Genomic DNA, 19,484 nt, shown 5'->3' on the forward strand with positions numbered 1-19,484 from the left:
TTACTCTCCCCTCTCTTGTTCTAGGCGGTCTTTGACTTGTACCACATCTTTGTCCCCACGACCTGATAAGCAAACGATCATAGATTTTTCAGGCCCCATTTCCTTGGCCAACTTCACCGCATAGGCGATAGCATGGCTCGATTCTAGAGCTGGAATGATTCCTTCTACTTTCGAAAGCAATTGAAAGGCTTCTAGCGCTTCTTGGTCTGTCACAGGCACATAGGTTGCCCGCTTGATCTCATGGAAATAAGAATGCTCTGGCCCAATTCCTGGGTAATCGAGACCTGCTGAAATCGAGAAGGCTTCTAAAATCTGTCCATGAGCATCCTGTAACACATCCATCAAGGCGCCGTGAAGGACTCCCGGACGCCCCTTGGTCAAGGTTGCTGCATGCTGGTCTGTATCCACTCCAAGGCCAGCAGCTTCTGCCCCATACATGGCAACAGATGTATCTTCAACAAAAGGATAAAAGAGCCCAATAGCGTTCGATCCGCCTCCTACACAGGCTAAGACTGCATCTGGTAGCGCACCGTCATTTTGCTCTGCAAATTGGCGTTTAGCTTCTCGACCGATGACACTTTGAAAATCACGGACAATCTCTGGGAATGGGTGAGGTCCTAGAGCAGAACCCATGATATAGTGGGTATCCTCCACATTTGCTACCCAGGCTCTAAGGGCAGCATTGACCGCATCCTTGAGGACACGCGAGCCATCTGTTACTGATTGAACCTTGGCGCCCAACAGCTCCATCCGAAAGACATTGAGGGCTTGGCGTTTGACATCTTCTTCCCCCATGTAGATGGTGCATTCCATATCAAATAAAGCAGCAGCCGTTGCCGTTGCAACACCGTGCTGTCCAGCCCCTGTTTCTGCGATGATCTTCTTTTTGCCCATCCGATGTGCCAATAAAACCTGTCCTAGGGCATTATTAATTTTATGAGCCCCTGTGTGGTTGAGGTCTTCTCTTTTAAGAAAAATCTTGGCTCCACCGACATACTTGGTAAGATTTTTAGCGTAATAGAGCGGTGTTTCCCGACCGACATATTGTTTCAGAAGCTGATCCAATTCTGCTTGAAAAGAAGGATCTGCTTGACTTTCTCTGTAGGCTTCTTCTAATTCTAAAACTGCTGTCATCAAGGTTTCAGGGACAAATCGTCCCCCGAACCGCCCGTAAAATCCGTTTTGATCTGGTTGTTTATATGCCATGCTTGGCCCTTTCTATAAATCGTTTTATCTTTTCTTGATCTTTTATTCCATTTGTCTCGACCCCACTGGATACATCCACCGCATAAGGATGAAAGAAGCTAATGGCATCTGCTACATTGTCTACCGTCAAGCCTCCTGCAATAAAGAAGGGCTTTGTAAAGTTTTGACTTTCGAGCTTTTGCCAGTTAAAAGTCTCTCCACTTCCTGCTACAGGAGCATCAAAGAGCAGATAATCGGCACTGGTCTCAGGAAGAGCTGCATCTTTTCCCACTTGAACAGCGCGAATCGTTTGTTGGGGAAGCTCTTGCAAGATATTATCATCTATCGGTCCATGCACTTGTATCAGGTCCAAGCCCACAACCTGGCAAGCTTGCTCCACTTCTTCTCTTTGTGGTGATACAAAAACACCGACTTTTTGAACCCCCTTTGGAATGCCTGTAGCCAACTGCCGGGCTTGCTCCAGCGTGACTTGCCGTTTGCTTGGTGCAAAGACAAAACCAATGTAATCTGCACCAGCTTCAACAGCTGTCTGGACAGCTTCTGGAGTGGACAATCCGCAAATTTTAACCTTTGTCAATCTGCAACTCCTTTACTTTTTCAGCCACATTGTCTGCCTTCATGAGGGCTGTCCCAACGAGAATGCCATTAAAATAAGGAGCCAGCATGCGCGCGTCTGCTGCTGTGAAAATAGCAGACTCCGAGATGTAAACCGGTTCTTGTTCAAAGCTTGTCGCCAATTCAAGGCTAGTATGAAGATCTGTCTCAAAGGTCACCAAGTTGCGATTATTGACCCCTATGATCTGAGCCCCAATCCGGTGAGCAACCTCTAGTTCTGTCAGATTATGGGTCTCCACCAAGATCTCCAGGCCAAGATGGGTCGCAAAATCGAAGAGTTCTTTCAGACGAGCCTCTGATAAGGCTGCAACAATCAACAAGATCACGGTTCCCCCTGCGTTTCGCGCCCGAATTATTTGCTTTTCATCCACAATGAAATCTTTGTTGAGGGTGGGGATACGTACTTGACTAGATATTTCCCGGAGATACTCGATACTGCCCTTGAAAAACACTTCATCGGTCAAGACAGAAATCATCACGGCCCCATTTTCTTCGTAAGTCTTAGCCTGAGCGACGATATCCACATCGACATGAATATCTCCCAGACTCGGGCTGGCCTTTTTCACTTCCGCAATGACCTGAAGCTTTTCTGGATGACTCTTTAGGTAATCATACAAGCGGTAGGTCTCACGCAACGGTTGGAGTTCCTCTTCTTTCATCGCAGCCACTTCACGCGCCTTTTCCTTTAGAATCTTTGGCAAGAATTCTTGACTCATTTTTGATACTCCTGTAATAATCTCAATTTCTCAAGGGCAGCCCCACTGGCAATCACTTCACGTGCCAAGGCCATCCCTTCCTTGATAGAATCTACCTTGCCGTTGGCATAAAAACCAAGGCCTGCATTTAAGACCGTCACCTCTAAGAAGGGACTCGCTTCATTCTTCAAGACGCTGAGCAAAATTTCCGCATTGCGTTTGGCGTCTCCACCACGTACTTGATCAATTTCAATGCGCTCCATTCCGATATCTTCTGGTTGAAAGCTGGATAAGGTAACCTGTCCATTTTCCAGAATAGCGAGCTGGGTTTCCCCATCAAGGCCTGCCTCGTCCAAACCTTGTGGACCACTCACCACCACTGCGCGTTTCCTTCCCAAATTCTTTAGAATCTCTGCCGTACTTTCCAGCATATCTGGACGACTGGTTCCCAATAGCTGGGTTTCTAGAGGAATCGGATTGATAAGAGGACCGGTTAAGTTCATCACCGTTGGAACCCCTAGCGCCAAGCGAGCGGGCATAATATAGCGCATGCCAGGATGCAGATTTTTGGCAAATAGGAAGATAATTCCCGCCTTTTCAAACACTCGTCCCAAGTCTTCTGGACCCAAATCAAGGTTAATCCCTAGCGCTTCTAGCACATCCGCAGAACCAGATTTAGAAGAGATCGAACGATTTCCGTGTTTCGCCATCTTGATGCCACCACCAGCAAGGACGAAGGCAGCTGTTGTTGAAATATTGAAACTATACGAACGATCGCCCCCAGTTCCACAATTGTCCATCGCTCCTTGAACTTCTGTAGGAATAGCGACTGCATAGGCCTGCATCACTTTTGCAATAGCCGTCCGCTCTTCAACCGTTTCCCCCTTCATTTTGAGACCTAGAAGAAGGGCCGTCACCTGTGCTTCTGAAGCACGACCAGCAACGACTTCCTCCATAGCAGCTTCTAACTCTGCACTGGTTAGATCCATTCCTTCTGCTACTTTTGCAAGCACTTGTTTCATCTTCCGCTCCTTGACTAGTTTGACAAAATTTTCGATGGTCTTGAGCCCATCTGGCGTTCCGATACTTTCTGGATGGTATTGAAAACCATAAATCGGTAAGCTACGGTTTTGAATTCCCATAATGGCTTGATCATCCGTCGTTCGAGAGGTAATGACAAAATCCTCTGGCATGTCTTCAATCGTCAGCGAATGGTAGCGCATGACTGGGACTTCTTTTGCGACACCCGCATATAGCGGAGAAGGAGCTTCTAGCTGGATCTGGCTTTGTTTGCCATGCATGACCTGTGGTGCCAATCCCAAGCGCCCTCCAAAAACTTCCGCAATCGCTTGATGCCCCAAGCAAATCCCCAAGATTGGTTTGATCCCCGCGAAATCTCGGATCATCTCCTCCATCTTGCCCGCATCCTTTGGCCAACCTGGACCTGGAGAAAAGACCAAGGCATCTGCTTCTTGGGCAACTTGGTACAAGTCCGGATCATCATTTCGAAGCACCTGGACCTCATCAAATTTTCCGATATACTGTGCTAAATTGTAGGTAAATGAATCGTAATTATCGACTAATAAAATCATCCTTCTTCTCCAATCCTTGTCATCGATTTTGCCTTATTGACGGTTTCTTGGTATTCATTTTCAGCGATCGAATCATAAACGATTCCTGCTCCGGCCTGCACATAAGCCTTCTTATTTTTGAGGATCATGGTTCGTATCGCAATAGCAAAATCAAGATCCCCCGTCACAGAGAGATAGCCAATAGCACCTGCGTAGACCCCGCGTTTCTCTTTTTCTGCCTCATAGATTCGCTTCATGGCTCGAATCTTGGGAGCACCCGAAACGGTACCAGCTGGAAGAGTTGCCTTCAGAGCCTCAATAGAGGCTAGTCCAGGAAGTAATTGACCCTTGACCACACTCGTCAAGTGCATCACATAACGGAAGAATTCCACTTCCATATATTTGGTCACTTCAACTGACCCATTTTGAGCGATACGACCAATATCATTGCGCCCTAGATCTACCAACATCCGGTGTTCTGCGACTTCTTTTGGATCCTCTGTCAAATCAGCTGCCAATTGCCGATCAGCCTCTTCATCGATCCCTCTGGGACGCGTGCCCGCAATGGGATTAGTTGTCACCACTCGATCCTTGACCGACACTAGACTTTCTGGACTGGCACCGATAATTTGGTACTCCCCAAAATCATAAAAGTAGAGATAATTCGAAGGGTTGGTCACGCGCAAATTGCGGTAATAATCCAATGGTTTACCTGAAAAATCAGCTGAAAAACGTTGACTAAGCACGCATTGGAACATATCTCCTTTTCGAATATAGTCCCGCGCTAGGGCCACCATTTCCTCAAACTCTTTTTGCTCCAAATGATTGTGGAAATGAAGCGCATGCAGGTCCTTGTCCTGAAACTCTTCTTTTGCAGGTCTTGCCAATTGTGCTAATACTTGCTCCAAGCTCGATGCTTGCTCTGCTTCACTCCGTCCACTATAGAGGTTCTCTTCCACCACATAGACCTTTTCCTTTTTGTGATCAAAAATCACATAGCTCTCATATAAGAAAAAGTGAAGATCTGGTGTGCCGATCGTATCTTCAGGAATGGAACCAATGTTCTCATAGAGGCCAATCAAGTCATAGCCGACAAATCCAATCGCCCCACCGTTAAAAGGGAGTTCTTCGGAAGTTTTCGTTTTGACCGTGATGCGATTCAAAAAGTCCAAAGGATCCTCTTCGATAATTTGATCATTGTAATAGAGGACGCCATTTTCAAACTTGACTTCACTGACTGGCCGATAGGCTACAATTGAAAAACGCGCATTCTCTTTTTCACGAGGGATCGACTCCAAGATCATTTTATGGGGCGCATCCAAACGCATATAAGCCAAAATTGGACTCAACACATCAGCAGATAAAACTTTTTTCATATCAGAAACCTCTCTTTTAGAACTCTTTTTCTAATGAATCGTAACGTCGCTTGCTAAGGCGATCAAGGTTATCCCATCGCTCAATTCTCGCTTTGGGATCAATGTGCCTAAGCTCGCTTCGCTCGCTAAGGCACATAGAAAAGCCCTCACACAAAAAACTGTGTGAGGGCGTAGTGTCCGCGGTGCCACCTCTTTTATAGGGAAAAATAGCTGGTCTTTCCCTACATCTCTATCTCCTCTATCAAGGAGTTGCACGGTAAGGGGTGCCAACCGAATTCACATGGGTTAGAATTCATTGATCATAACAGTCCAATTTTCATCAGTCGCTATTGCTTGTTCACAATTCCCACAAGCTCCCTGAAAATAGCTGACTCATTACTTTTCTGTTGCTACCATTATAACCCTTTTTCTTCGAAAGTCAATAAAATTTTTAGTCTTTTTTTATACTTTTTTCTACACTAATTTAATAAAATCAGCTCAAAGAGTCCTAGCGGCCCGTCCTTTTTATCCCAATAATAGGATACTCAACAAAGCTAAAATTGCAGGACCGCCTTGGGTCAAGATAATCTTTTTATTGGCTGTCATCGCACCGTAGGCCGCAGCTCCAATAATAAAGAGCACAAAAATCGTAACGACTTCAATATTTTTGGACACAAACAATCCATACAAGAGGAAGACACCAATCAAGGCATTGTATATTCCTTGATTTTTAAATAAGGAGGTCACAGATGGGCGAGCGAGTTCTTCTTTATCCATGTTGAAAACCCGACTGGTGGTATCAGATGTGGTTCGGATACTCTCCAAATAAAAAATATACAAATGCTCCAGCGCAGCAAGACTCGCTAAAATAATCGTCAGTAATGACATTGTAGATTCTCCTTTTTATTCAATCGTTATTTGTTCAATACCAGACACTAATTTATCCAGTAGGTAAGAAAATTGCTCTTGTTCTTGAGCGTTTAAAATGCGGCTCATCTGTTCTTTCACCGCTACATGATAGCGAGGAGGGCGATTGACCAACCAATTATAGGCCGTATCTGTCAGATGGATTACGATTTCCCGCTGGTTCTTTGGATTTCGACTCCGATGAACAAACCCTTCCTTTTCTAGTATTTTGAAATGCCGGGTTAAAGCTGCTGGATCAATCTGCAAGCGTTCCTGAACCGCGATCTGATTGCAAGGTGCTTGTTCTAATAGATACTGCAAGATTTGATAGCGTGTTAGGCTAATCCCTAGCCGCTTTTCAAATAGCTGTGTAGTCGATTGATCTGCCAAACGTAGTTGGTAGAGCAAATCATTTATTTCTGTCATATTCCTTCTCCAATTCTTTTTTGATAAATCAACAATTGATCGGTCAATTATAAACCATTTATCATCTCCTGGCAAGAAAAAGAGCTTGCACTATTCTTTCGCACAAAAAAAGCCGCCTGATTGGGCGACTCTTAGGGAGATTATTATGAAAAAGAAAAGTTTTAGGATTTTTCTAAACAAAGTTAGGAGGTCTTTGTTTATGGTTCTATTATAGCGGACATTTCTTAAAGAAAGCTTACGACTTTATTTCAAAATGAAAACAAATTCTTTACAGATTCTTTTCAACGTTTAAAATAGCTGGAATATCTAATAAACTTTCTATCTGATGATTACCTTCATAGTCAGATGTCAAGAAATTGATACTCTGAATCTGGCTATTTCTTGCAAAGTCAATATCCAGGCTCCTATCCCCTATATAGTAGGTATTTTCTGGCTCCAACCTGTACTTATCCATCAGATACATGGCAGCTTCCGGGTCAGGCTTGCGAGCAAAACCACTTTGACTGGTCAAAATTTCTGTAAAAAAAGCTTCCAAACCCAAGTCCCGCAGGATGACAAAGGCATTCTCTCCCTTATGGGTATAGACAAACTGCTCGATCCCAGCATCCTTCCCCCAAGATAAGACATCATGCGCCCCCTCCATCAGAAGGACCTGGGCATTTTTCTCTGCTAGACTTTCTGCTCGGCGATGATTTAAGTCCGTCACATCCAGATGATACTCCTCCGCCACGGCTACTAAAAGATCTTGAACCGAATGCTTCAAGATGTAATCTTTAATGCTGGCTCGGTCAAACGGAAGCTGATAAGTTGCATAGGTCTCCTCAAGACCTGCCAAAATAGCATCATAGGAATCCAGCAAGGTCCCATCCAAATCCCAAATAAAGGCTCGTTTTGTCATTTTCTCTCTCCTACTTTTCGTCTATAAAGCTGACTCAAAAATAGCCAACGAAAGCCATTGTCGAGCAGTGTCCCCGTCCAGACTCCTGGAAGGCCAAAGCCAAGAGTTACTCCAAGCAGATAACCGGCTCCAATTCGAATGATCCACATGCCAATGGTCGTTGCATAAAATGGAAGTTTCCCATTTCCCAAGCCTTGCCAAACAGCTGTATAGATGACCGTTCCTGCTGTAAACGGCGTTCCTAACAAAGAAAAGAGGACAACCGAAAGGCTAGCTTCTACCGCTTTCGCATCTTGTGTGTAGAGATGGGTCAGAAAGGTGCCCCCAAAAAAGATTCCCAAGGCAATGGGCAACATCAACATGAAAGACAACCAGTAAGACTGCTTTCGAAGGCGATCAATCTGCTCAAGATCACCTTCACCGAGGCTCCGTGCTACGAGCATGACCGTCGCTGTGGCCACTCCAAACATCGGCATGTAGTTAAACTGGGTCAAGGTCTCTCCGATGGCATTTCCTGCGACTGCCTCTGTTCCAAAAGCAACCACAATCGCAATAATCACCACATCTCCAGCCCGCATCATCAGCCGCTCTCCGGCAGCTGGAAGTGCTAAGTTCAAGAGCTTACGATCCAATCCCCAACGAAGGGGGGCAAAGGGCAACCGGACTTTTTGCCACAAGAGGAAGACGCCGATCGCACGGGCCAGCACAGTCCCCAAGGCCGCGCCGACAATGCCCCAGCCAAAAAGGAAAATGGCCACAGAGGAGAATAGAGCATTTAAAACATTGGTTAACAAGCTGATATACATAGGCAGACGTGGATTGTTGGCCACCCGAACCAAGGAGCCCAAGGTCGTCATCAAGCCTAAGAGAACAATAGTCCCACCGACCAAGGAAAGGTAAATTCCTCCACTTTCAGCTACTGCAGCTTCAGTTCCCAACAGCGAAATCATCTGGCGCCCAAATAACAGCGAAGCCCCTCCTAAGAGAGCACTCAACAGTAAGGTCACCTTCAGCGACTCTGTCGCATGGTAGGCAATGGTTTCTTGATTTTTTTCACCCAAGCTTTTAGACATGACACTGGCAACTGCTGCACCCAGTGCCAAAAAGATGGCTTGATAGATGGTGATGATGTTCCCTGCGACGGAAACACCTGAAATGGCAATCAAGCCCAGGTGAGCCACTAAATAAGAGTCCACCATGCCCATCAGCATTTGTAAGAAATTTTCACCCATGGCAGGAAGGGCGATGTTTAAGATTTTTTTGTATGAATTCATGCGTATAGAAAAGAGCCAAACGGCTCTTTTGATCTTTCTAATAGGAAGAATTAAAGTCCCAAGTAGTCTTCTACGGCTGCTTGCATGTCTTTGGCTGCCACGCTTGTACGATGGCGAACCGGTGCAGTTTCAAGGCCGTCTACAGCCGGTGGCACAGGAACACCTGAGAGTGTGTGTAATTTAGCCAAGGCTTCGAAATCACCTAGACCTGTCTCGCCCGTCACCGCTTCTACTGCCACAACTGGGAATTTATAAGGACTTGCTGTAGAGGCAATGACTGTTTTAGCAGTATCCCCTGTTTGGGTCCGGTATTTTTGATAAACGGCTGATGCTACGGCTGTATGAGGGTCTTCGATGTAATCAGACGCTTCATAGACCCGCTTGATCTCTGCAGCAGTTTCTGCTTCATCTGCGTATGCAGCCGCAAACAAATCTAAGATGTCTGCATCAAAGTTGGACAATTGGTACTGACCTGTTGCAAGGAGGTTTTCCATCAATTCTTTGGTCTTTGTGGCATCATTGCCAACCAAGTGGAAAATCAAGCGTTCCAAGTTTGAAGAGACCAAAATATCCATCGATGGACTAGTGGTTACTTTGAAGCTGCGTTTCTTATCATAGACGCGTGTTTTAAAGAAGTCTGTCAAAACATTGTTCTCGTTTGATGCACAGATCAATTTCCCAACTGGAAGACCAATTTGTTTAGCATAGAAAGCAGCTAAGATATTTCCAAAGTTTCCTGTTGGAACAGTGAAATTGACTTTTTCTCCAGCTGTGATTTGACCTGTCTTGACCAATTGCGCATAGGCGTATACGTAATAGACAACCTGAGGCACCAAACGGCCAATGTTCATCGAGTTGGCTGATGAAAATTGCATCTTGTTGGCTGCTAATTTTTCACGAAGGGCCACATCGTTGAACATATGCTTCACATTAGTCTGAGCATCGTCAAAGTTTCCATCAATGGCGATCACATGGGTATTCTCCCCCGTTTGAGTCGTCATTTGCAACTCTTGTACCTTGCTGACACCGTCTTTTGGATAAAAGACGATAATTTCCGTACCTGGAACATCCGCAAAACCTGCCATGGCAGCTTTACCTGTGTCTCCAGAAGTCGCGGTTAAGATGACAATCTTGTTTTCCAAACCGTGCTTCTTGGCAGCTGTCGTCATAAAGTAAGGCAAGATAGACAAGGCCATGTCTTTAAAGGCAATGGTTGAACCGTGGAAGAGTTCCAAGTTGTATTGGCCATCGAGTTTGACAAGAGGCGCAATGACTGGTGTATCAAACTTGCTATCATAGGCGTTGGTGATACAGTAGTCCAACTCTTCTGCTGTAAAGTCGTCCAAAAATGCTGACAAGACAAGCTTGGCCACTTCTTGGTAAGAAGCGTCTTTGAGGGTGTCAAAATCTAACTCTACTTGAGGGTATGCAATGGGGGTAAACAAGCCACCATCCGTCGCTAAACCTTGAAGGATAGCTTGACTGGCTGTTACGGTATTTTTTTCATCTCGTGTTGATTGGTAAACTAGTGTCATGACTGATTCATTCCTTTACTTGTTATCTTCTCATTATATCATAAAAGGCTTGGAAATTTATTGGCTTTTCACCAAATATTCGGAATTAATGCTCTTAGAAAGCAGAAAATCCAGATCTTTTCTGAACACACAGAAAGAGCAAGCTCTAGGCTTGCTCTTTTTTATGCTAATCCTAATTCAACTAAAACGGCTTGGAAGTCCTGCTTCAAGCTTTCAAGAGCAACTGTTACTTCTTGACGGGTTTGATTGTTTTTCACGGTTACTTGACCGCTCTCAACCTCACTACCTCCTAAGGTAATTAAGGCCTTGGCCGCAAAGACATCGGCTGACTTAAATTGTGCCTTGAGCTTACGTCCAAGATAGTCACGCTCTACTTTGAAACCTTGGATTCGAAGAGCTTGAACCAAGCTAAGGGCTGCTTCATTGACCTCATCTCCTAGGACGGCGATATAGGCATCTAGGCCTGTTTCGATCGGTAATTCGATGCCTTTCTTTTCAAGGACGAGAAGAATCCGTTCCAGACCAATCCCAAATCCAAAACCAGCTGTCGCAGGGCCACCGAAGTATTCGACCAAACCATCATAGCGACCACCCGCACAGACAGTTAATTCATTGCCTTCAATTTCTGTAATAAACTCAAAAATCGTGTGGTTGTAATAATCTAAGCCACGCACCATGTTGGTATCAATGACATAGGCCACCCCCAAGTCTTCCAACATTCGACGAACCGCATCAAAATGTGCTTGGCTTTCTTCATCTAGGTAGTCTAAGATGGAAGGAGCTTGTTCAACAGCCACCTTGTCTTCTTTTTCTTTTGAATCCAAGACACGAAGCGGATTTTCTTCTAAACGGCGTTGACTATCCTTAGACAATTGATCCTTCATTGGCAAGAGGTAGTCGATCAAGGCTTGACGATATGCCTGACGACTGGCTGGACTTCCCAAAGTGTTCAGGTGCAAGGTTACATTGTCGATTCCCAATTCTTTAAGAAATTGTGCCGCCATCGCGATCGTTTCAACATCCGTTGCAGGATTGCTCGATCCAAAGCATTCTACCCCAATTTGGTGGAATTGACGCAAACGACCTGCTTGAGGACGTTCGTAGCGGAACATTGGGCCTATGTAATAGAACTTACTTGGTTTTTGTACCTCAGGCGCAAAGAGTTTATTTTCTACATAGGAGCGGACAACAGGAGCTGTTCCTTCTGGACGAAGCGTGATATGACGGTCTCCCTTGTCATAGAAATCATACATTTCTTTGGTAACGATATCCGTCGTATCCCCTACTGAACGGCTGATGACTTCATAATGTTCGAAGATCGGTGTGCGGATTTCATCATAATTGTATCGCGCAAAGACCTTGCGTGCAAAGCCTTCTACATATTGCCATTTCGCTGAATCGCCAGGAAGGATATCCTGGGTCCCTTTTGGTTTTTGTAATTTCATAGCCTTCATCCTTTGTCTTACTTTTGCCTCTATTTTACCACAAATTCGAAGAGAAATGGAGGCTGGACCGAATTTCCTTCGTTCGACACCTTCAAAACCTCTTTCTCTTCTTGCCTTATCAGCCGAATTATGAGAAAATGGAAGCCATACTACACTGAAAGGATCTTGCGATGAGAGAGGATATCAAAATCAATGACCGCGCCCTGGCACTAGAGAAGCCGTTAATCGAAAAATTGGAGCTTGTATTTGATACCGATGTTGAGTTAGATGTCTATAACCTAGGACTGATCTACGAGATCCATCTAGATGAAGCCGGCACTTGCAAGGTGGTTATGACCTTTACCGATACGGCTTGTAGCTGTGCTGAGAGCCTTCCGATCGAAATCGTCGCTCGCCTAAAAGAAATCGAGGGGATCGAAGATGTCAAGGTTGAAGTAACTTGGTCACCCGCTTGGAAAATTACACGAATCAGCCGATACGGGCGCATCGCCCTTGGTCTTCCACCACGATAACAATCATTACCATTTAAGAAACGCAGTCAACTTAATGAAGGAAAGCCTCTTTGGGGATCCAATCCATAATAAAAAAACGAGGAACACCAACTCTGCCATCAGAGTTTGTTCCTCGTTTTTATAATGTTTGAATCCATTCAAACTTTTTCACTGCCAGAATGGACTAAGCCTCGTCAACTTTTGGTTCTGGAAGGATTTGATACAACACAATTCCAAGAATGGTTGACGTTGCCACACCCGTGATTTGAAGACCACCGAGGTCAATCATCAAACCACCGATCCCTGATACTAGGATCACACTTGCAATCAAGAGATTCTTTTTATTATCAAAATCAATCTTATGTTCAACTAAAATTTTCAAACCGCTAGCAGCGATAACCCCAAAGAGGGCAATAGACAAGCCTCCCAATACAGGAGTTGGAATGGAGTGCAAGAGTGCTGATAGCTTCCCAATAAAGCTCATGACAACCGCAATCACTGCTGCGCCTGAAATAACGTAAACTGAGTAGACCTTACTAAGGGCCATAACCCCAATGTTTTCCCCATAAGAGGTTACCGGAGGAGCTCCAAAGAATCCAGCAATAATCTGTGCCAAGCCATCTCCAGTAAGCGTATGGTCAAGCCCTGGATCCTTGAAGTAATCACGCTCCGTCAAACTATTTAAAACCATGAGGTGACCAAAATGTTCCGTCATGGTCACAAAGGCAATCGGAGCCATGGTCAAAATCGCACTTGGATAGAGTTTAAAGCTATAATCTACAAATGGAATGTCAAAGTTTGGAACTTGAATCCAATGCGCCGCACTTACCTCTGAGAAATTGACAAAACTATGTCCTGTCAGCAAACCAAGAGCCAATGAGAAAATATAGCCCACAATTAATCCAAGTAAAATTGGGACGACACCGACAATCTTCTTGCCATACATGTTAAATAGGATAACCGCAAAGAGGGTCACCATCGAAATCAATAGAGCATAGCCGCTGTAGCTATTATTTAAGGTTGTCGCATCAGTGACGGCATTCTTCGCAAGACTCAAACCAATTACCATGATAATGGGACCAACCACGATTGGTGGAAGGACCTTATTAATCCAATCTTTACCCGCATGCTTAACAATCAGAGCTACAAACAAGTAGACCAAACCGCCCGCCATGGCACCTTGGGCAACCGCTGCGATTCCATCTGTCTTCATCAACATCTGCATAGCAGCAATATAAGCAAAACTAGATCCCATGTAGGCTGGAATCTTATACTTGGTCACGGTTAAGTGAGCCAAGGTTCCCAAACCAGATGAAAACAAAGCAATGGCAGGATCAATCCCAACCAAAATCGGCACCAGCACTGTCGCCCCAAACATGGCAAACAAATGCTGGAAAGATAAACCAACCAATAAACCAGGTTTTGGCATATCATTCACATCATATTTAACGTCATTCACGATCGTAAAAACCTCCTAAAATTAAGATGCGACAAGCTATGGCTGAACAAAAACGTCTACCTTCGATGACCAAATCGTAAGGGAGTGCTTCATGCTCCATCATCGACTATTTCTTTTTTATCAAACCACTTTTCAATATACAAAAAAATCCCCCACAACAAGGAGATACACAAAATATAGGCTGGTCTTCCCAGGCCTTTCATTTCCATAGCTCCTTGCCTGCCTCTCTGGACAGTATTAAAGGATTGATTCGATTAGTCACAATTATAGCAGATTATAGACGGATTTACAAGAAAAATGACAGATGATACACCCAAATCCCCCAAAAAGTAATATTCATACGTTTCAGCGACAGGGTTGAAATTAGCTACTTTGAGCCAAAAAAGAGGCTGGGACAAAAGTCCTAGCCTCTTAATTGTTTTTGGATTGTCGAGCAAGACGCAGTGGTTGAGTGGGCTCTACTACGCTGATTTCATCAGCTTTTACAGCCCTACTCAACTGTGCGGAGGTGGGACGACGAAATCGAATTCTAATGAATTTCCGATTTCTGTCCCACTCTCTCTTTGGACAAAGTCGTCCTGGCAATTACTGTTTACCAGACTGTTCCATATTCCAGAAGTCGGTTACAGCACCACGTGATGCTGAAGAAACGATGTGGGCATATTTACCCAGAACCCCACGGCTATACAGTGGTGGCAAGGTTGTTTCAGCTTTCCGTTTCGCCAACTCTTCGTCTGAAACGTGCATGGTGATTTCTTTGGTATCTTGGTCAACCGTTACCAAATCCCCTGTGTGGAGGTAGGCGATCGGGCCACCAACCTGAGCTTCAGGCGCAATGTGACCAACAACGAGACCATACGTACCACCAGAGAAGCGTCCGTCTGTCAAGAGGGCTACCTTGTCTCCTTGGCCTTTCCCAACAATCATGGATGACAAGGATAGCATTTCCGGCATACCAGGACCACCCTTAGGACCTACGAAACGAACAACGACAACGTCGCCATCCACAATTTCATCCGAAAGAACGGCTTCAATGGCAGCTTCTTCGGAGTCAAAGACCTTAGCAGGGCCCGTGATGTTGCGGACCTTCACACCTGATACTTTGGCAACTGCTCCTTCAGGAGCCAAGTTCCCTTTCAAGATGATCAATGGACCATCCGCACGTTTCGGATTTTCAAGTGGCATGATGACTTTTTGACCCGGTGTCAAATCAGCGAAGGCTTCCAAGTTCTCAGCAACAGTCTTACCAGTACAAGTGATGCGATCCCCATGAAGGAAACCATTCTTAAGAAGGTATTTCATGACGGCTGGCACACCACCAACATTATAAAGGTCTTGGAAGACATATTTCCCTGAAGGTTTCAAGTCCGCCAAGTGAGGCACACGCTCTTGGAAATCGTTGAAGTCTTCAAGCGTCAAGTCAACGTTAGCTGCGTGAGCGATCGCGAGTAAGTGAAGGGTGGCATTGGTGGAACCACCCAGCGCCATGGTCACGGTAATCGCATCTTCAAAAGCTTCACGGGTCAAGATATCAGATGGCTTCAGTCCCATTTCCAGCATCTTGACAACCGCACGACCTGCTTCTTCGATATCAGCCTTTTTATCAGCTGATTCAGCAGGGTGAGAAGAGGAACCGGGCAAGCTTAGCCCAAGGACCTCAATCGCTGTCGCCATGGTATTGGCCGTATACATCCCACCACAGCCACCAGGGCCAGGGCAGGCGTTACATTCAAGATCTTTCACTTCTTCAGCTGTCATATCGCCGTGATTCCACTTCCCGATCCCTTCGAAAACAGAAACCAAGTCGATATCCTTGCCATTCAGATTACCCGGTGCAATGGTACCACCATAGGCAAAAATCGCAGGGATATCCATATTGGCAATGGCAATCATGGAACCAGGCATGTTCTTATCACAGCCTCCGATAGCTACAAAGGCATCCACGTTGTGACCCCCCATAGCCGCTTCGATAGAGTCCGCGATGATATCACGTGACGTTAGGGAGAAGCGCATACCAGGAGTCCCCATAGCAATCCCATCCGCAACCGTAATGGTGCCAAATTGGACCGGCCAAGCTCCCGCATCTTTCACACCTTCTTTGGCCAATTTTCCAAAATCGTGAAGGTGGATGTTACAAGGGGTATTTTCCGCCCATGTCGAAATCACTCCGACAATCGGTTTCTCAAAGCTTTCATCGGTCATTCCCGTCGCGCGAAGCATGGCACGGTTGGGAGATTTTACCATGCTACCGTAGACACTACTACGATGGCGTTTGTCTAATTCTGTCATCTAATTCCCTCTCATCGTATTTTTTATTATTATAGCACAATTCAAGCTTCAACGATAGAAGAAAATTCTTGAATTTTCAGACAATTCAGCTTGCTCGGTTTCTTGCTAAAATAATTTACAGTTATATCTTGACTTTTGTAAGCAAAGTGATATCATTTAGATATCACAAAGAAAGAAGGGTTCGTCCCATGGAAGAAAAAATTTTAACCCAAAAGAAAAACGGCTTAGCTGCCCTTATAGGCTTGCTAGTTGGGGATCTCGTCTTAGTTTTAGCATTTATTAGTGCGATTGCTAGTCTACCAGAAGGTTTTCCACTTGCGATTGCAGTTATTACCTGTATTTTTATCTTTATTGCTAGTCTGGTGTGCTATGCGGGAATCAAAATTATTAAACCGCAAGAGGCCTTGGTTTTGACCTTGTTTGGGAATTATATTGGAACCATTCGAGAAGCGGGTATTTACTTTGTCAATCCCTTCTGTGTCGCTGTCAATCCTGCCAATAACACCCGCTTGGGCCAAAGTGGTGATGTCACCACCAAGTCACCCATGTCTGTCAGTAAAACAGCAGAAGGTAACAATATTTCTATCGAGACAGGTAAAAAGAATATTTCCTTAAAAGTGATGACCTTGAATAACTCTCGTCAGAAGATTAATGACTGTTTGGGAAATCCTGTAGAAATCGGTATTGCCGTCACTTGGCGTGTAGTGGATACGGCTAAAGCAGTCTTCAATGTGGATAACTACAAAGAATATCTCTCATTGCAGTGTGATAGTGCTCTTCGTAATATTGTCCGCATCTATCCTTATGATGTAGCTCCTAATGTCGATACGACAGGAGACGGCCAGGCAGATGAGGGTAGCCTAAGAGGCTCCAGTGAAATTGTGGCCAGTCGTATTCGAGAAGAGATTCAAGCACGTGTAAAAGATGCTGGACTCGAAATTCTAGAAGCTCGTATTACCTACTTGGCCTATGCTCCAGAAATCGCAGCTGTCATGCTTCAACGCCAACAAGCTTCTGCCATTATCGATGCGCGGAAGATGATTGTCGACGGAGCAGTTGGGATGGTTGAAATGGCCCTTGAACGCCTGAGCGAAGGAGAGATTGTAGAGCTAGACGAAGAACGGAAGGCTGCCATGGTTTCGAACCTTCTTGTCGTTCTCTGTGGCAATCATGATGCACAACCAATTGTTAATACGGGAAGTCTCTATTAAGAATGGCTGACCAAAAGAAAAAACAGATTCCACTTAGATTGTCAGCCAAGTTATATGCTGCTATCGCATCATGGGCAGAAGATGACTTTCGATCGGTCAATGGGCAGATCGAGTACCTGCTGACAGAATGTGTCAAACAACGAAAAAAGGATGGCAAATACGTTTCGGAAACGATTGATGAGCCATTTGAAATAGACCTTTAAGGAGAACTCCTGTTCCATTTGATGGGGCGGGAGATTTTTTTAACAATTTTTTGTCAAGTAACTTTACTTTACAAAAAAGTTTTGTTATACTGTTAAAGTTGATGAAAATCAAACCTAATTGAATTTATATCTTAAAAGGAGAAAAACGAAATGGCAGTACCTGCACGTCGCACATCAAAAGCGAAGAAAAACAAACGTCGTACGCACTACAAAGTAACAGCTCCATCTGTAAACTTTGACGAAGCAACTGGAGATTACTCACGTTCACACCGTGTATCACTTAAAGGATACTACAAAGGACGTAAGATCGCTAAAGCTGCATCAGCTGAATAATAGAAGGGAGATACCATGCGCGTAAATATTACACTTGAACACAAAGAATCTGGTGAACGCTTGTACCTTACTTCTAAAAACAAACGTAACACTCCAGACCGTCTTCAATTGAAGAAATACTCACCAAAACTTCGCAAACACGTTGTGTTTACAGAGGTTAAATAATTGAGTTTAAAAAGCCTTTGAAATCAACGTTTCAAAGGCTTTTTTCTTTTTGCTAAATGCAGTATATTGCACTGTATTCCAATTCAATCACTACCTTTTTTGGACAAATTTCAATGACTATACTAGCTACTTTATGGAAAGGACATGAAAAATTATGACTTTCCGAAAATAAATCTTTCCCTGAAAATTTGGAATTTGAAACGATGAATATGCAAAAACAACCGGAAAAGAATCAGTTACCAACTAGTTTTTCTCTGGTTGTTTTTTATACTAACGATTTTTCCGGCTTAATTGATAAGAGTACATCATAGGGATAAACACAATGGCGAGGATGACCAGCACCAGTACATAAGAAAGCGCGAATTGAAGGCCTGCTTCAAGTAGGAGGATCAAACCTCCGAGGACCCACAACTTCCCTGCCAAGCGATGGGTTTTGTGCCAGTTATCTTCACTCTGTAAGGTCCAAGGCAGACGGATTCCAACCGTGTGATTCACTTTTAGCTTAGGCATGTAATTGCCCATGATTACAAAGATGAGACCCAGCAGAACCGAAACAAAAACTGATGGATTGGTAGTAGATCCTAGCGCCTTGCTATAGATGAGATAGGAGGTACTTAAGGAAACGATTGGGGTCAACCAGTAAATCGCTCTGATCATTTTTTCATTCATAGCGCTATTCTTAGAATCGCGACCGATCATAAAGATCATAAACAGATGCACCATGAGATCGAAAATAGGAAGACCAAACACAACCAGGGGTTTCGATTGGAAGTTATTGGCCTGGCCAGCAAAATTGAAGTGAATCGGGATTTGGTTAGGCAATTGCGACCAAATCATCAGCCCCCAAAGCATGGGGAAAAGGATCACCATAGAAGTCAATAGCAATAGTTTTTTATTCGTTTTCATCAGTAGAGTCTCCTTTCAAATCAACGAGCCAGACCATTAAATCCTCCAAGACAGAAGTATTGAGTTCATAGTAGATAAAATTCTTCTCTTTTTCCTCTCGAATTAAATCTGCCTGCTTGAGGAGGCTTAAATGATGGGAAATGGTCGCTCCTGCTACATCAAAGTGGCCAGCGATATCTCCCGCAGATAATTTTCCTGCCTTTAGCAGTTCTAAGATACTTCTTCTTATCGGATTCGATAAAGCTTTAAATGTTTGCGCAAAATTCATTCTCTATCTCCTCTAATCTATTTAGAAATCTTTCTAAATAGATTCTAGTACTTTTGGATGGGTTTGTCAACTCTATTTAGAAAAAATTCTAAATAGAGTCTGTTGTAAAAAAATATCAGACCTAAGACCGATTCTTATAAACAGCGCCTTTTCTTAAGTTTTCTTTAAGAAATCATCCTTATAATAAAACCATCAAATGAAGACCTCCTAACTTTGTTTGATAGAAAATCCTA

General features: G+C 44.3%; 20 protein-coding genes and 1 pseudogene. 5 read left to right on the forward strand and 16 right to left on the reverse strand.

Annotation, left to right across the window (positions count from 1 at the left end; all coding sequences use genetic code 11):
- From trpB to hisS, 12 genes and pseudogenes are all read right to left on the reverse strand, one after another.
- Entirely contained in the window at positions 1–1,206 is a 1,206-nt protein-coding gene (trpB, locus tag HMPREF2893_RS09600; RefSeq protein ID WP_049515058.1) for a tryptophan synthase subunit beta, read from the reverse strand.
- Positions 1,196–1,783: a phosphoribosylanthranilate isomerase gene (locus HMPREF2893_RS09605; RefSeq protein ID WP_070675907.1), complete on the reverse strand. Its 588-nt coding sequence runs from the start codon at positions 1,781–1,783 to the stop codon at positions 1,196–1,198. Before HMPREF2893_RS09605 ends, trpB begins: the two co-directional genes overlap by 11 nt.
- A complete protein-coding gene (gene trpC, locus HMPREF2893_RS09610; RefSeq protein WP_070675909.1) occupies positions 1,770–2,537 on the reverse strand; it encodes an indole-3-glycerol phosphate synthase TrpC in 768 nt (255 codons plus the stop codon). The genes HMPREF2893_RS09605 and trpC overlap by 14 nt, the downstream gene beginning before the upstream one ends.
- The gene (gene trpD, locus HMPREF2893_RS11245) at positions 2,534–3,538 is read right to left on the reverse strand and encodes an anthranilate phosphoribosyltransferase (RefSeq protein ID WP_070676000.1); all 1,005 of its coding nucleotides are present in this window, start codon (positions 3,536–3,538) and stop codon (positions 2,534–2,536) included. Before trpD ends, trpC begins: the two co-directional genes overlap by 4 nt.
- A gap of 9 nt (positions 3,539–3,547) precedes the next feature.
- Positions 3,548–4,108: pseudogene (locus tag HMPREF2893_RS11250) on the reverse strand (aminodeoxychorismate/anthranilate synthase component II); the annotation flags it as partial.
- The gene (trpE, locus tag HMPREF2893_RS09620) at positions 4,105–5,463 is read right to left on the reverse strand and encodes an anthranilate synthase component I (protein WP_070675911.1); all 1,359 of its coding nucleotides are present in this window, start codon (positions 5,461–5,463) and stop codon (positions 4,105–4,107) included. The pseudogene HMPREF2893_RS11250 and the gene trpE, both read right to left, overlap by 4 nt.
- 504 nt (positions 5,464–5,967) lie before the next feature.
- Positions 5,968–6,330, reverse strand: a complete 363-nt coding sequence (locus HMPREF2893_RS09625) for a DUF1304 domain-containing protein (RefSeq protein WP_049483572.1) — start codon at positions 6,328–6,330, stop codon at positions 5,968–5,970.
- 15 nt (positions 6,331–6,345) lie between these two features.
- Positions 6,346–6,774, reverse strand: a complete 429-nt coding sequence (locus tag HMPREF2893_RS09630) for a MarR family winged helix-turn-helix transcriptional regulator (protein ID WP_049483573.1) — start codon at positions 6,772–6,774, stop codon at positions 6,346–6,348.
- 268 nt (positions 6,775–7,042) lie between these two features.
- Positions 7,043–7,672 (reverse strand): HAD-IA family hydrolase, encoded by a 630-nt coding sequence (locus HMPREF2893_RS09635; RefSeq protein ID WP_049483574.1) that lies wholly within the window; start codon positions 7,670–7,672, stop codon positions 7,043–7,045.
- Positions 7,669–8,946, reverse strand: coding sequence for an MATE family efflux transporter (locus tag HMPREF2893_RS09640; protein ID WP_070675913.1), 1,278 nt, complete (start codon positions 8,944–8,946; stop codon positions 7,669–7,671). The genes HMPREF2893_RS09635 and HMPREF2893_RS09640 overlap by 4 nt, the downstream gene beginning before the upstream one ends.
- A 50-nt stretch (positions 8,947–8,996) precedes the next feature.
- Complete coding sequence (gene thrC / locus HMPREF2893_RS09645) at positions 8,997–10,481, reverse strand: threonine synthase (protein ID WP_049483576.1); 1,485 nt, start codon at positions 10,479–10,481, stop codon at positions 8,997–8,999.
- Positions 10,482–10,642: 161 nt separating this feature from the next.
- Positions 10,643–11,926, reverse strand: a complete 1,284-nt coding sequence (hisS, locus tag HMPREF2893_RS09650) for a histidine--tRNA ligase (protein ID WP_049483577.1) — start codon at positions 11,924–11,926, stop codon at positions 10,643–10,645.
- 170 nt (positions 11,927–12,096) lie between these two features.
- Between hisS and HMPREF2893_RS09655 the strand changes: the two genes are divergently transcribed.
- Positions 12,097–12,438: a metal-sulfur cluster assembly factor gene (locus tag HMPREF2893_RS09655; RefSeq protein ID WP_003010891.1), complete on the forward strand. Its 342-nt coding sequence runs from the start codon at positions 12,097–12,099 to the stop codon at positions 12,436–12,438.
- A gap of 163 nt (positions 12,439–12,601) precedes the next feature.
- On the opposite strand, the gene HMPREF2893_RS09660 is transcribed toward HMPREF2893_RS09655, so the two are convergent.
- Together HMPREF2893_RS09660 and ilvD are read right to left on the reverse strand one after the other, a co-directional pair.
- Entirely contained in the window at positions 12,602–13,876 is a 1,275-nt protein-coding gene (locus HMPREF2893_RS09660) for a uracil-xanthine permease family protein (protein WP_049483578.1), read from the reverse strand.
- 585 nt (positions 13,877–14,461) lie between these two features.
- Positions 14,462–16,165, reverse strand: coding sequence for a dihydroxy-acid dehydratase (gene ilvD, locus HMPREF2893_RS09665; protein WP_070675914.1), 1,704 nt, complete (start codon positions 16,163–16,165; stop codon positions 14,462–14,464).
- A gap of 188 nt (positions 16,166–16,353) precedes the next feature.
- Between ilvD and HMPREF2893_RS09670 the strand changes: the two genes are divergently transcribed.
- The 4 genes from HMPREF2893_RS09670 to rpmG all read left to right on the forward strand — a co-directional run bounded on the left by HMPREF2893_RS09670 (position 16,354) and on the right by rpmG (position 18,077).
- Entirely contained in the window at positions 16,354–17,376 is a 1,023-nt protein-coding gene (locus HMPREF2893_RS09670; RefSeq protein ID WP_070675916.1) for an SPFH domain-containing protein, read from the forward strand.
- A 2-nt stretch (positions 17,377–17,378) separates the two neighbouring features.
- On the forward strand, positions 17,379–17,579 hold the full coding sequence (locus HMPREF2893_RS09675; RefSeq protein WP_003011522.1) for a type II toxin-antitoxin system antitoxin: 201 nt from the start codon (positions 17,379–17,381) through the stop codon (positions 17,577–17,579).
- A 150-nt stretch (positions 17,580–17,729) separates the two neighbouring features.
- The gene (gene rpmF / locus HMPREF2893_RS09680) at positions 17,730–17,912 is read left to right on the forward strand and encodes a 50S ribosomal protein L32 (protein ID WP_003009516.1); all 183 of its coding nucleotides are present in this window, start codon (positions 17,730–17,732) and stop codon (positions 17,910–17,912) included.
- 15 nt (positions 17,913–17,927) lie between these two features.
- Positions 17,928–18,077, forward strand: a complete 150-nt coding sequence (rpmG, locus tag HMPREF2893_RS09685) for a 50S ribosomal protein L33 (protein WP_001265622.1) — start codon at positions 17,928–17,930, stop codon at positions 18,075–18,077.
- Positions 18,078–18,347: 270 nt separating this feature from the next.
- On the opposite strand, the gene HMPREF2893_RS09690 is transcribed toward rpmG, so the two are convergent.
- Together HMPREF2893_RS09690 and HMPREF2893_RS09695 are read right to left on the reverse strand one after the other, a co-directional pair.
- Complete coding sequence (locus tag HMPREF2893_RS09690) at positions 18,348–18,983, reverse strand: SdpI family protein (protein ID WP_070675918.1); 636 nt, start codon at positions 18,981–18,983, stop codon at positions 18,348–18,350.
- A complete protein-coding gene (locus tag HMPREF2893_RS09695; protein WP_003009465.1) occupies positions 18,970–19,251 on the reverse strand; it encodes an autorepressor SdpR family transcription factor in 282 nt (93 codons plus the stop codon). The genes HMPREF2893_RS09690 and HMPREF2893_RS09695 overlap by 14 nt, the downstream gene beginning before the upstream one ends.
- Positions 19,252–19,484 lie beyond the last annotated feature (233 nt).

The sequence above is a fragment of the Streptococcus sp. HMSC072C09 genome, from assembly GCF_001813105.1.
Lineage (GTDB): Bacteria > Bacillota > Bacilli > Lactobacillales > Streptococcaceae > Streptococcus.